General features: G+C 67.0%; 15 protein-coding genes. 9 read left to right on the top strand and 6 right to left on the bottom strand.

What is annotated here, in order from left to right:
• Positions 1 to 2: 2 nt before the first annotated feature.
• Together AC56KW_RS23890 and AC56KW_RS23885 are read right to left on the bottom strand one after the other, a co-directional pair.
• On the bottom strand, positions 3 to 386 hold the full coding sequence (locus AC56KW_RS23890) for a group III truncated hemoglobin (RefSeq protein WP_497173119.1): 384 nt from the start codon (positions 384 to 386) through the stop codon (positions 3 to 5).
• Positions 387 to 391: 5 nt separating this feature from the next.
• On the bottom strand, positions 392 to 1,588 hold the full coding sequence (locus tag AC56KW_RS23885; protein ID WP_497173118.1) for an NnrS family protein: 1,197 nt from the start codon (positions 1,586 to 1,588) through the stop codon (positions 392 to 394).
• Between the two features lie 224 nt (positions 1,589 to 1,812).
• On the opposite strand from AC56KW_RS23885, the gene AC56KW_RS23880 reads away from it, so the two are divergent.
• Positions 1,813 to 2,421 carry a PEP-CTERM sorting domain-containing protein gene (locus AC56KW_RS23880; protein WP_497173117.1) on the top strand — a complete coding sequence of 203 codons (609 nt, stop codon included), beginning with the start codon at positions 1,813 to 1,815 and terminating at the stop codon, positions 2,419 to 2,421.
• 13 nt (positions 2,422 to 2,434) lie between these two features.
• On the opposite strand, the gene AC56KW_RS23875 is transcribed toward AC56KW_RS23880, so the two are convergent.
• Positions 2,435 to 2,968, bottom strand: a complete 534-nt coding sequence (locus AC56KW_RS23875) for an ankyrin repeat domain-containing protein (RefSeq protein ID WP_497173116.1) — start codon at positions 2,966 to 2,968, stop codon at positions 2,435 to 2,437.
• Between the two features lie 65 nt (positions 2,969 to 3,033).
• The gene (locus tag AC56KW_RS23870) at positions 3,034 to 4,254 is read right to left on the bottom strand and encodes an MFS transporter (protein ID WP_497173115.1); all 1,221 of its coding nucleotides are present in this window, start codon (positions 4,252 to 4,254) and stop codon (positions 3,034 to 3,036) included.
• 121 nt (positions 4,255 to 4,375) lie between these two features.
• Here AC56KW_RS23870 and AC56KW_RS23865 point away from each other — a divergent pair, with 121 nt between their 5' ends.
• Entirely contained in the window at positions 4,376 to 5,272 is an 897-nt protein-coding gene (locus AC56KW_RS23865; RefSeq protein ID WP_497173114.1) for a LysR family transcriptional regulator, read from the top strand.
• A gap of 68 nt (positions 5,273 to 5,340) precedes the next feature.
• Positions 5,341 to 5,718 carry a Rap1a/Tai family immunity protein gene (locus AC56KW_RS23860; RefSeq protein WP_497173113.1) on the top strand — a complete coding sequence of 126 codons (378 nt, stop codon included), beginning with the start codon at positions 5,341 to 5,343 and terminating at the stop codon, positions 5,716 to 5,718.
• A gap of 21 nt (positions 5,719 to 5,739) precedes the next feature.
• On the opposite strand, the gene AC56KW_RS23855 is transcribed toward AC56KW_RS23860, so the two are convergent.
• Positions 5,740 to 7,884, bottom strand: coding sequence for a TonB-dependent receptor domain-containing protein (locus tag AC56KW_RS23855; protein ID WP_497173112.1), 2,145 nt, complete (start codon positions 7,882 to 7,884; stop codon positions 5,740 to 5,742).
• A 283-nt stretch (positions 7,885 to 8,167) separates the two neighbouring features.
• On the opposite strand from AC56KW_RS23855, the gene AC56KW_RS23850 reads away from it, so the two are divergent.
• The 4 genes from AC56KW_RS23850 (at position 8,168) to AC56KW_RS23835 (ending at position 10,358) form a co-directional block, all read left to right on the top strand.
• Entirely contained in the window at positions 8,168 to 8,482 is a 315-nt protein-coding gene (locus AC56KW_RS23850; protein WP_497173111.1) for a c-type cytochrome, read from the top strand.
• A gap of 188 nt (positions 8,483 to 8,670) precedes the next feature.
• Positions 8,671 to 8,973, top strand: coding sequence for a hypothetical protein (locus tag AC56KW_RS23845; protein WP_497173110.1), 303 nt, complete (start codon positions 8,671 to 8,673; stop codon positions 8,971 to 8,973).
• A gap of 237 nt (positions 8,974 to 9,210) precedes the next feature.
• Positions 9,211 to 9,912, top strand: coding sequence for a pirin family protein (locus tag AC56KW_RS23840; protein WP_497173109.1), 702 nt, complete (start codon positions 9,211 to 9,213; stop codon positions 9,910 to 9,912).
• A gap of 62 nt (positions 9,913 to 9,974) precedes the next feature.
• Positions 9,975 to 10,358: an OsmC family protein gene (locus AC56KW_RS23835; RefSeq protein ID WP_497173108.1), complete on the top strand. Its 384-nt coding sequence runs from the start codon at positions 9,975 to 9,977 to the stop codon at positions 10,356 to 10,358.
• Here the strand turns inward: AC56KW_RS23835 and AC56KW_RS23830 are convergent.
• Entirely contained in the window at positions 10,355 to 11,287 is a 933-nt protein-coding gene (locus tag AC56KW_RS23830) for a LysR substrate-binding domain-containing protein (RefSeq protein ID WP_497173107.1), read from the bottom strand. The genes AC56KW_RS23835 and AC56KW_RS23830 overlap by 4 nt on opposite strands.
• 178 nt (positions 11,288 to 11,465) lie before the next feature.
• On the opposite strand from AC56KW_RS23830, the gene AC56KW_RS23825 reads away from it, so the two are divergent.
• On the top strand, positions 11,466 to 11,732 hold the full coding sequence (locus tag AC56KW_RS23825; RefSeq protein ID WP_497173106.1) for a XapX domain-containing protein: 267 nt from the start codon (positions 11,466 to 11,468) through the stop codon (positions 11,730 to 11,732).
• A 68-nt stretch (positions 11,733 to 11,800) separates the two neighbouring features.
• Positions 11,801 to 12,487: a hydrolase gene (locus tag AC56KW_RS23820; RefSeq protein ID WP_497173105.1), complete on the top strand. Its 687-nt coding sequence runs from the start codon at positions 11,801 to 11,803 to the stop codon at positions 12,485 to 12,487.
• The last annotated feature ends 57 nt before the right edge of the window (positions 12,488 to 12,544 follow it).

Genomic DNA, 12,544 nt, shown 5'->3' with positions numbered 1-12,544 from the left:
GCTCAGGCGGCGCGGCCGAACAGTCCGATCTGCAGGCCGCGCGCCATGCCGCGCGCCGCGTCGACCAGGGCCTCGGCGTCGCCCTGTGCGAACAGCGCGCCGGCCCTGGCCTCGAACAGGACCAGCCAGCGCGCGAAGTGTGCGGGCGTGAGCTGCGGCATGGCCCGGTGCTTGCCGTAGACGTTGCCGCGAAACTCGTGCGCGCCAAGCATGGCGGTACTCCAGAACGACACCATGCGCTCCTTGTGGTGGGCCCAGGCGCCGTCGGCGATTGCACCGGCGAACACGGGCCCGAGCAGGGCGTCGCGCCTGACGTCGTCATAGAAGGCGTCGACCAGTTCGACCAGGCTCGAGCGGGCCAGAGGCAGATAATTCGGTGCGCTCATGGCGTTCAACCCGGCTTTCCGTCGAGGCGTGGGCTGGCCAGCCAGGGCCCGTAGCGCAGCAGGTAGACCACGAAAGCCAGCGACCACAGCGCCGCCGACAGCGCCAGCGTGTGACCGCGCGCCGGGGCGTCGAACAGGTTCGCGGCCAGGCGCGCGGCCACCGCCAGCGGCAGCAGCAGGAATATCGCGACCTCGGGACGTCCCGCCTGCAGGGTGCGCCCCGTATGGCCGCGCGCGGTGCGGGTGATCATGGCGCCGATCATGCCCGTCATGGCGCCTGCCGCCAGCAGGTGCAGGGCGGCGCTGCCGCTGACGACGCCGATACCGGCCAGGCCAAGGGCGGCCAGGCCCGCCACCAGCAGGGCGTACGACAGGTGGAATGACCACAGCAGCGGCGTGCGCAGGGTCGCCAGAGGATCCCACAGGATGAGGCGCGCTGCGTTGAGCAGGCTGGCGGCGATCCCTGCCAGCAGGATCAGCCAACCGGGGGCGGCGGCCAGCCAGCATATGCCCAGCAGCGCGATCGCGGCGATGCTGGCGAGGTCCAGGCGCACGATGTTGCGCGGCCGGCTGCCGGGTGCGCCGTTGCGGGTAAACATCGGGCCGACGCGGCCTCCGATCACCGCCACCAGCAGCACCAGCAGCAGGATCGCGCCATGGATCGGCGCCAGCGGCGAGACCGCCACCACGCCATTGAGCGCGAGGTGGAACACCAGGTTGCATGTGCCGAGCAGGGCGAGCACCACGCAGATCGGCAGGTTGCGGCGATTGTCCGCGCGCAGCAGCAGGCGCAGGATGACGCCGGCCACCGCGAACAGGAAGGCCACGTCGACCAGCGCGTACAGCAGCGGCGGCGCGCCGAGCGCGGCGCAGCGGCCCGCGATCCACAGCACCACCAGCGCCTGCAGGCTACGGCCGCGCGGCGTCGCCAGAGCGGTCCAGTTCTGTACCGCGGTCAGGAGAAACCCGGCGACCACCGCGACCGCAAAACCGAACACCATCTCGTGGGTATGCCACAGCAGGTCGACCGGCCCCCGGGGCAGCAGGCCCAGGTAGGCCAGCAGCCAGGCCGGCACCGCCACCGCGGCGAAGGCGGCAGCCAGCAGATAGAAGGGGCGGAAACCGAGCCGCCATAGGGGGGCGTCGGCCGAGGTCAGGTGCGGCTGGCGGGGAGGGGAATTGGTGGCGGGAGCGGAGTGCATGCGGTCCTCCAGTTTTAAGATGTAATTAGGATACATCAAAATGCGCGCGCCGAGGTCGATCTGTCGGACTACGCCGTCTTGCCGACTGTCGGAAAATTTGACAGTCAACCCGGGCGTATTGATGACGGGTAAAAAATTTCTTGTAAAATCAAGAGCATGCCTGCGCGACACAATCGGGCCTGATTCTTGCTCATCCGTGATGAGCATTCATGAGGAGCAAGTCGATGTTGCGTTTTACACCTTTGTTGTTCGCGGCCGCATTGCTGGCCCAGCCGGTCCAGGCCGGCGTCAAGTACTCCTGGCAGCAAGTCGAGGCGTCCAGCTCGATGCCCGGCAAGCTGAATCTCGAACTCGTCTTTTCCGAGCAGGCCGTCGGTCAAGGCAGCCTGAACCTTAATATCAGGAATAACTGCCATGTTGGCGGGTCTTGCGATTTTACGCAGGACAGCCTGCTGTCCCTGCGTTATTCGTTTGACGGCGTCAACGTGATCGATTACCACCACACCAGCGAGCCGAAGGTGCACTACGATTACATCGACCTGGCGATGACTTTCCAGCCTGATGGCCTGCTGAGCGGATCGCTGTTCGCCTCCAACGGCGAATCGGACTTCAGTATGGCGAGCACAGGTTCGCTTTTCAAAGTGATTCGGGCCGATAGCGACCAGCCGACCGGCTGCGGCTTCCAGTTCCCGCAGTGCTCGGGAGCGACCGGCCTGTTGAGCGCGCAGCTGCCGCAAGGTGAAGTGCCGGAGCCTTCCAGCGCGGCGCTGGCCGGACTGGGGCTGCTGGCGGCCTGGCTCGGACTGCGACGCAAGGGCCGGGGTCAGGCCTGACCCCAGCTTGATCTCAGGTAAGCGGCGCCAGGAGCGCCGCCGTATCCGGCGCGCCCATGCGGCTTGCGGCATCGAAGGCGCTGACCCCATCGGCATCGCGCCGTGACGGGTCGGCGCCGCGCTCGATCAGCAGCCGCGCGATCGCGACCCGGTTGAACATGGCGGCGAACATCAGCGCGGTCTTGCCGGACGGTCCCGCATGGTCGGCAATCGCGCCATGGTCGAGCAGCAGGGCGGTCACTCCCAGGTCGCCCTTGAAGGCGGCCCCGTGCAGCGGCGTCTGTCCGGCATCATTCATCAACTGCGGATCCGCGCCGTGCTCGAGCAGCACGCGTGCGGCGTCCCCATGGCCGTGGTAGCAGGCCAGCATCAAGAGGCTGTCGCCGCGCTCGTTGCGCAGGTTCGGCGGCAGGCCCTGGGCCAGCAGCGCGCCAAGCGGCTCGGCGTCGCCGGCGCGGGCGTACTGGAACACCCGGCGCACCCATTCGAGCGTGGCTTCGTCGAGTTCCGCCGGCCTGGCTGGCGGGGTGGCGTCGTTGGCTTGCATGCTGGTCCCTGTGTGAATGCGAAGCTTGATTAAATCATATCCGGCGCCGCCATGCATGCGCCGAATCATGCGCGCTGGCGGCCGGCCGCGTGCTCGGCCGCCTCAAAAATCCAGGCTGGCAGGGCCAGCGCCGGCAACAGCATGCCGGTCACCAGCGCGGCATGCCAGCCATGCCGGGCGTAGATCCAGCCGCCGAGCGCCGAGCCAAGCGCGCCGCCGGCAAAGAACAGGGCGAAGTACAGGCCGTTCAGGCGGCTGCGGATCTCGGCGCCGAGTGCGAACAGGGCGCGTTGGCCGAGCACCAGGTTGGCGGCGACGGCGGCGTCGAGCGCGATCGCGGCCAGGGCCAGCAGGCCGAGCGCCAGCGGTTTCGACTGGGGCGCCGCATCCGGCCCGAAGAGCGGCAGCAGGAAGCTGAGGGCGCCGACGCCAAGGGCGACCGCCGTCGCGCCGAGCGTGTGGCCGCGGTCGGCCAGGCGGCCGGCGATGGGCGAGGCCACGGCGCCGGCCATGCCGACCAGGGCGAACAGCGCGATGCCGTTCTGGCTCAGGCCGAAATCGGGGCCGGACAAGGCTTGCGGCACGACGGTCCAGAACAGGCTGAAGGCGCCGAACAGCCCGGCGTGGTACAACGCGCGGCGGCGCAGCACGACGGTGCTGGCCAGCACCGGCCACAGCGAGGCAATCAGGCTTGCATAGCGTTCGGTAGCGCGTGGGCGGCGCTGCGGCAGCGTGAAATGCAGCACCACGGCCAGCAGCAGCACCATGGCGGCGGCGATGCCGAACACCGCCTGCCAGCCGCCAAAACCCGCCAGCACGCTGGCAACGGGGCGCGCCACCATGATCCCGAGCAGCAGGCCGCTGACGACCTTGCCCACGGTCTGGCCGCGCGTGGCCTCGGGCGCCAGGTGGGCGGCGAATGGCACCAGTACTTGCGCCACCACGGCGCCCAGGCCGATCGCCAGCGCCGCCAGCAGGAACTGCCATGCCGTGTCGGCGCTCGCGGCCAGCGCCAGGGCGGCGCCGGTGGCGGCCAGGCCGCTCACGATCAGGCGCCGGTTCTCGAGCAGGTCGCCCAGCGGCACGATGAACAAGAGACCAAGGCAGTAGCCGATCTGGGTCAGCGTGACCACCAGGCCGGCGGCCGCCGGCGGCATGCCCAGGGCGGCCCCGATCGGGCCGACCAGCGGCTGGGCGTAGTACAGGTTGGCGACGATGATGCCGGCCGCGGCGGCCAGCAGCAGCGTCATGCCGCTGGACAGGGGATGTTGGGTAGATGAAGGCATGCTGCGCTCCTGATGGGGGATGGATTGCGCCATTCTAGGCAGGATTGCAGCAGAGATAATTAGGGCATAATGCTCACATACAATTCATCTGATGTGAACAATGATGGACAAGGTGAAGGCAATGCAGACCTTCGTGCGGATCGTCGAGGCGGGCAGCTTCACGAAGGCCGCCGAATCGCTCAACCTGCCGCGCGCCTCGCTGACGGCGACCATGCAAAACCTGGAGCGCCATCTCGGCGCCCAGCTCTTGCAGCGCACCACCCGCCGGCTGTCGCTGACGCCCGACGGTGAGCGCTACTACGAACAGTGCGCGGCCATCCTGGCTGCCATCGAGAACGCCGAAGCCGGCTTCCTGGGGCCGGATGCGGGCCGCATGCACGGGCGGCTGCGGATCGATCTTCCGGGCGCCCTTGGCCGCGCCATCGTGCTGCCCCGCATCGGCGAATTTTGCCGCGCCTGTCCAGGGATCGAGCTGAGCATCGGCATGAGCGACCGCCTGGTCGACCTGACCGGCGAAGGGATCGATGGCGCGCTGCGGGTGGGTAGCCTGGAGGATTCGAGCCTGGTGGCGCGCCGCATCGGCTTGATGCGCTTCGTGATCGCGGCGACGCCCGAGTACCTGGCGCGGCGCGGCGTACCGGCCTCGATCGACGACCTGGCGGGACACGAGGGCGTCGTGCATTTCTCGGGCCGCAGCGCACGGGCCTTCGACTGGGAGCTGCAGGAGGGTGACGCCGTGCGCAAGGTCGCGCTGAAAGGCGGGATCGGCGTCAACGACGCCGAGGCAAACCTGATTCTGGCCCTGCAGGGGCTCGGCCTGGCGCAGCTGGCGCGTTACCAGGTGCGCGATCGTGTCGGGGTGTTGCGGGAGGTGCTGCCGGGCGTGCGTCCGACGCCGATGCCGGTGTCGCTGCTGTACCCGCGGGGCCGCATCGCCAATCCGCGGCTGCAGGCGTTCGCACAGTGGCTGGCGCAGGTGTTCGCCGACGATCCCGACCTGTGCCTGGCGCACGATTGAGCGGTCGCAAGCGCCAACCGTGTCCGGCGCAGCACGATGGAACGCCCGATTGCCACACAGGAGCGGCGATGAAACCCAGCGCCTTGATCGGGATCGCGGCCTGCCTTCCGCTCTGGGTGCAGGCGGCAATCCCCTATGTGTACCCGTTCAATGCGATGACCGGCGAAGAAGTCGTCGAACACCGGCTCATGGAGCCGAAGACCCAGCTCGACCACATCAATCGCGAGAAAGTCGACGCCTACCTGAACGGCATCAAGGACGGCGCCCACGGCCGCGAGTGGTGCCTGGCCAGGCCGGTGCTCCCGGCAGAATTGAACCTGGCCGTGGTCAGGTACCTGCAGGCGTCCCGCAAGCCGGCCGAATTGAAAGAAAACGCGGCGCCGCTCGTGCTGGCCGAGCTGCGCCGGCGCTTCCCCTGCCCGACGCCGCGCAAGAAGAAGCGCTGACGGTCTTGCGCCGGACGTGGGTCAGAAATCGACGTTCATCGACAGCCACAGGCGGCGGCCGTCCGCATTGTTGACGAACACACTGGTATAGGTCGGCGCCGCGCTCGGCGTATCGCGATACGGGCGGTAGTCGATGAAGTCCTTGTTGAGCAAATTGTAGAGCGCGGCATTGATCGAGATCGTCGGCGTGACCTGGTAGCTGGTCCCCAGGTGCAACATGGTGTAGGCCTTGTAGTCGCCCAGCTGCGCTTTGGCGGCGCGGGTCGACGCCGACGTGCCAGGGTCGCGGAAACGCTCGCTGCGGTACTCGGCGCGCAGCCACGAATTCCACTGCGGCGAGATGTCCCAGGTCAGGCGCGCATTGACCGAATGCTCCGGCGTGTCGGACAGCGGTTTGCCCTCGTTCGGACCGCTCTTTTGCTCGCTGTCGGTATACGTGTAGTTGGCGCTCGCGGCCCAGCCGGCGGCGAGCGGGAAGCGGGTCGCCAGCTCGAAGCCGCGGGTCACGGCCTCGTCGACGTTGGTCGACTGGCCGAAGGCGTCGACATTGGGCCAGTTGCCGAAGCTGACGCAGCCCGGACGGTTTTGCGCGCCACGGAACGTGCAGTTGAGCAGGCCCGCGCCGCTGGTGATCTTGTCCTTGAAGTCATTGTTGAACACCGTCGCGTTGGCGGTCCAGCCGGCGCCGTTGTCGAAGTAGGCGCCCAGTTCGGTGGTCACGCTGGTCTCGGGTTTCAGGCCTGGGCTGCCGACCAGCGGAATCGTCCCCTGGCCACCGAAGCCGTTGATGCCGGGCGAGAGCTGCTCCACGCGCGGGGTCTTGTAGCCCTTGCTGACGCCGCCCTTGAACGTCCATTGCGGCGACGCGGTCCACACCAGGTAGGCGCGCGGGCTGGTCTGGCCGCCAAAGATGCTGTGGTCGTCGTAGCGCGCGCCGAGCGTCAGCGCCAGGCGTTCGTGGAATCGCCATTCGTCTTCCACGAACAGCGCTTTCTGGATGAAGGCGAAGGCTTCCGGCGCCACGCCGTCGACCATCTCGGCGTCCCAGTGCTGGGCGCCGATGGTGGTCAGGTGGTCGCCCCATGGGACCAGCAATTTGGTGTCGAACACCTTGCTCTCGACTTCCAGCGTCCGTGGGGCGCCGGCGGTCGCGCCCGGCGTGCCGGGCGGGATGGTGCGGCCGATGGTTTCGGTCTTGTTGACCATATAGCTGCTGTCCCAGGTGCCGAACGGCAGGCGCGCCTTGTAGGCCAGCGTGGTCTGGTCGCGCTCGTATTGTTGTTCGGGACCGTAGCCGCCTTGCACGCCCAGGGTGCCGAGCTGGCTGTTAGCGTTGTCGTATTTCTGGCGCGTTGCATCGGCGTCCAGCGTGAGCTCGTGGTAGCGGTTCGGCGTGAAGGCCAGCCGCGCGCCGAGATTGCGCACGGTCGATTCGACCGGATTGGCGCCCATGGTCAGGCCCCTGGCCTGGTTCTCGTGGCTGATGTTGGCGGCGTCGCGGCGCTGTGCGCTGCCGCGCAGGGCCAGGCCGAGTACCTCGCTGGCGATCGGACCGCTCAGGTAGAACTTGCCGGCCTTGACGTCGCCGAACGACGATTCCTCTTGCACCGTGTAATCGGCCGAGACCGTGCCGTTCCACTGCCTGCCGACCTTGCGCGTGATGATGTTGACCACGCCGCCCATCGCGTCCGAACCGTACAGGGTCGACATCGGGCCGCGGATGATCTCGATGCGCTCGATCGCGCCGACCGGGGGCATGAAGCTGGTCGACGTGCCGCCAAAGCCGTTCGGGGTCACATTGCCGGCCGCGTTCTGTCGGCGGCCGTCGATCAGGATCAGGGTGTAGTCGCTCGGCATGCCGCGGATGCTGATGTTCATGCCGCCGGTTTTGTCGCCGGCGGCGCCGACATCGATCCCTTCCACGCTTTCCAGGGCCTGGGCCAGGTTGCCGAAGCGTTCTTTTTCGAGCTGCTCGCGGGTCAGCACGGTGATCGAAGCCGGCGCTTCGCGGATGGCCTGCTCGAAACCGGAGGCGGTGACGACGACGGTGGGCATCTCGGCCGGTATGACATTGACGCTCGCGTGCGCGGCGAACGGCAGGGCGCCGACGGCGAAGCTCAGGAGGGATCGGCGCAGCAGGGGTGCGTGCAGTGCAGGGGTAGGCATCGTGTATCCGTCGTTTTGGTTAAGTGCGTGTATTGACAGCTGTTAAGTCATGTAAAGAGATCGAACCGGCAACATTTTAAACACAAATAAGAATCATTCCTATTCTTATTTGTGACCAGGGTGGTGGCGCGAGCGATGGCGCGCCGTTGCCGCACCGACGCCTACCCAGTTGTTGGATTCCAACAACGTTCTGTTGTCGGCTATCATGTCGGGCACATCTGGACACGACTATCGGTCCCGATGGCAACGCCCCATCGTCACTACAGCCCACACAGGAGACCACATGAAGAAGACCTTGATCCTGGCCGCGAGCCTCGCCGCCGCCGTTGCCGCCGCCCCCGCCGCCCAGGCCAGCGCCGACCTGGCCAAGGCCAAGGCCTGCATGGCTTGCCACGCGGTGGGAAGCAAGCTGGTCGGCCCTTCCTACAAGGATGTCGCCGCGAAGTACGAAAAAGACGCCGGCGCCGAAGCCCGCCTGGTGCAAAAGATCCAGAAGGGCAGCAGTGGCGCCTGGGGCCCGGTCCCGATGCCGGCGAACCCGCAGGTCAGCGATGCCGATGCGAAGACGCTGGCAAGGTGGATCCTGGCGCAGAAATGACTGGAGGGCGCCGGCGCCAGGCGTCGCCTTGCCGGCGCGGTACCTGCTTGCGGGCGGGCTACCCGGGCAGGGGCCGCCCAGCTTCTTCCCCGGCGATGTCCTCGCCTAGGCCCACCCGTTACCTCGAGACGGCGTCGCCACGGGTCAGGGTCAAGCTGGGCGCGCTGTAGAAGCTCGGGCCGTGGACAGTGAACCTGCGCGAGCACTTCTACGGCAAGTCGTCCGAGCAGTTCTCGTCCGACGCTGCGCTGTACCACGAAAACAAGATCGAGACGGAGGTCCTGACCGACCTCGGGTTGAGCTGCCAGTTCGGCAGGGCCTGGACCGTGTCGCTTCGCGCGTCCAAGCTGTTGGGCGCATACCCGGACGAAGTCAATCCGCTGGTGCTGGCGCAGCAGCGCGCCAATCTCGATAATGGGGCGGTGACGATCTATCCGGCCTTCTCTCCCTGCGGCATCAAGGGCGCTATTACCATGCACGCGCCAGCCTGAAGTTCTGCGTGACACGGGTGGGCGGCGGCTGGTCCTGGCGGCTGCGCGGCTGGTTTGCGCATCTGGCGAATGATCGAAAATTTCGATCGAAGACCTGTGTATTATCCGTTTTCCAAGCGTTCACGGCGCGCGCATAATGACTCCATCGCATCGAACGAGACGACCGAACTAGCCGGCCAGACCGGGCGCGGAAGATTCGAGAGGTTCGATGATATCCAATCTCGAAAGGAGCACATCATGTTGAACGTACGTAAAAGCAATGAACGCGGCGGCGCAAGTTTCGGCTGGCTGGACTCGAAGCACACCTTCTCCTTCGGTCATTACCATGATCCGAAGCATACGGGTGTCGGCCCCTTGCGGGTCATCAACGAAGATAAAGTGATGCCCGGCCGCGGTTTCGATTCGCACGGCCACCGCGACATGGAAATCATTTCTTACGTGCTCGATGGTGCACTGGAGCACAAGGACAGCATGGGCAACGGCTCGGTCCTGCGCTATGGCGACGTGCAGATCATGAGCGCAGGTTCAGGCGTGGTACACAGCGAGTACAACCACTCCAAGAGCGAAGGCGTGCACTTCCTGCAGATCTGGATCATGCCGAACGTGGGCGGCGCCGAACCGCGCTACGAGGAAAAGCACTTCGACACCGCCGACAAGGCCGGCAAGCTGCGGCTGATCGGCTCGCCCGACGGCCGCGACGGCTCGGTCTCGATCCGCCAGGACGCCGCCCTGTATGCGACCATCCTCGATGGCGACGACCAGGTCCGGCATGACTTGGGCGCCGGACGCCAGGCCTATGTCCACGTGGTGCGCGGCCAAGTCACGGTCAACGGCGTCGCGCTGGACGGCGGCGATGCGCTGACGGTCGCCGACGCAGCAGCCGTGACCCTGGCCCGGGCCGCGGGCGCCGAAGTCCTGCTGTTCGACCTGCCGCAATAAACAGGCGCGCCGCCCCCAAAAGCGGGGCGGCGGCCGGATCACGACAACAACCGGAGACGACCATGCAAGTGACGACCACCCGCGGCAACGACAAGCTGCAGTACAAGATCCAGATCGGCAGGCACCAGTTGCTTGCCGACGCCCCCGAAGCCTTGGGCGGCGACGACAGCGGCCCCGAGCCGCACGATCTCCTGGCCGCCGCGCTGGCCGCCTGCACCGCGCTCACCGTGACCATGTACGCCAGGCGCAAGGGCATGCGGCTGGAGGACGTGCGGGTGGCCATCGACCATGGCCAGCAGGACGGCGCCTATGCCCTGCGGCGCCACATCGAGTTCGTCGGCCAGCTGGGCGAGGAAGAACGGGCGCGCCTGCTCGACATCGCCAACAAGTGCCCGGTCCACAAGACCTTGTCCGGGACGATCGACATCCAGACCGACGTCGTCTAGACGCTCCCCGGGCCCGCGCAGGGATCGAGCACCATGCGCGCGAACGCAGCGCTTGAACGCATCCGCTCGATCCACCACTTGAGCGCGGCGCCATCCTCGCCGCTGCGCCAGGCCAGGTAGAAGGTTTCATCCGCTTTCGGCTCCACCACCTGTTTTTCGACCAGCAGCCCACGCTTGATGGCTGGTCGCGCCCAGGGCTCGGGCAGGAAGCCGAAGCCCAGGCCCTGGAGCTGGAACTCGTACTTGGTGCGCATGTCGGGCACCGCCAGCGTCTCTTGCCCGAAGAGCAGGCCGACGGTGCGCGCGCCCAGCACGCGGGCCGAATCCGCTACCGAGATCGCGCGGTAGGGCAGCAGGTCGGACTTGTCCAGCGGATGGGCAAGCGCGGCCAGCGGATGGCCGGGCGCCACGGTGAACACGAAGGCGCTGGTGCCGAGCGGTTCGGCGATATAGCCGCCGCCGGATGGGCCTTCGCCGGCCGCGCCGACCAGCAGGTCGACGCGGCGGTCGAGCAGGGCGTCCCAGGTGCCCGACAGCGACTCGCGCACGATGCGCAGCCGGGTCTGGTCGGCCACCTCGTAGAAGGCTTCGATGTCGGCCCGCAGGGCGCCGGCCGACAGCACGGAGTCCATGCCCAGCGCGATCTCGGTTTCCCAGCCCGAGGCCACGCGCCGCACGCGCGATTCGAGGTCGCCGGCGGCGCGCAGCAGGTAGCGGCCTTCCTTGAGCAACTCCTGGCCGGCGGCGGTGAGTGTCACCTTGGGACCGAAGCGGTCGAACAGGCGCACGCCCAGGTCGTCTTCGAGCTTGGAGACCGTGTACGAGATGGTTGAGGGCACGCGGAACAATTCCTTGGCGGCCCCGGCGAAGGAGCCGCGGCGGGCGATGGTTTCGATGATCTGGAGGGCGTCGAGGCTGAGCTTGAGCAATTGCGTGTCCTGTTGGGCGCGGTCGCGCCGTCAAGCGCAATGATAGCGCCAAGTAGCGCCCGAGCCCAAGCCCCCGCGTCCTGAAAATAGCAATCTGATTCTATCGCCGCGCTGATGGTCTGACGATACTGGAATGCGTTGGCGCCGATCTGGCGTGCACCGCAAGGAGGAGTACAAGATGTATCTGATTTCACTGGGCGCCGGCATCCTGGCCGGCCTGTTGTACGGCCTGATCAACGTGCGATCGCCGGCGCCGCCGGCGATCGCCCTGGTGGGCCTGCTCGGCATGCTGGTCGGCGAGCAGATCGTTCCGGTCGCCAAGCGCTTGATCGAGGGCCATCCGGTCACCGCCGGCTGGTTCGCCAGCGAATGCCAACCCAAGATCACCGGCGTCGCCGCCAAGCCGCCGGCGGTGCACGACCCGGATGGCCCGCGCCAGGGCTGATCACGCGAGTTTCCATGGGCTGCCAAGCCGTACGCGTCGCGGCCACCCACAACCACAAGGAGAAAATCATGAGCAATCCAAAACTCGAAGTCCTGACCCCGCAGAATTCCCAGCTGATCGTCATCGACCACCAGCCGCAGATGGCGTTCGGCGTGCAGTCGATCGATCGCCAGACCCTCAAGAACAACGTGGTCGGCCTGGCCAAGGCGGCCAAGGTGTTCAACATCCCGACCACCATCACCACCGTCGAAACCCAATCGTTCTCGGGCAATACCTACCCCGAGCTGCTGGACGTCTTCCCCGGCCAGCAGATCCTGGAGCGCACCTCGATGAACTCGTGGGATGACCAGAAGGTACGCGATTCGCTCAAGGCGAATGGCCGCAAGAAGGTCATCGTGGCCGGCCTGTGGACCGAGGTGTGCAACACCACCTTCGCGCTGTGCGCGATGCTCGAAGGCGACTATGAGATCTACATGGTGTCGGACGCCTCCGGCGGCACCACCAGGGAAGCGCACGACATGGCCATGCTGCGCATGGTGCAGGCCGGCGCGGTGCCGGTGACCTGGCAGCAGGTGCTGCTCGAGTGGCAGCGCGACTGGGCCCACCGCGACACCTATAACGAGGTGATGAAGATCGTCACCGAGCATTCGGGCGCCTATGGCATGGGCGTGGACTATGCCTACACCATGGTGCACAAGGCGCCGGCGCGCGCCAGCGGCGCGCACGAAGTGCTGGCCCCGGCGCCGGCGCGCTGATCCGGCGCGCCGAGCGCTTCGTCGTCCTTGCCGTCGCACGCCCTCCAAAGCGCGCGG

Source organism: Telluria sp. RT2P19, from assembly GCF_059685725.1.
This window is presented reverse-complemented; position numbering and strand designations above follow the sequence as displayed.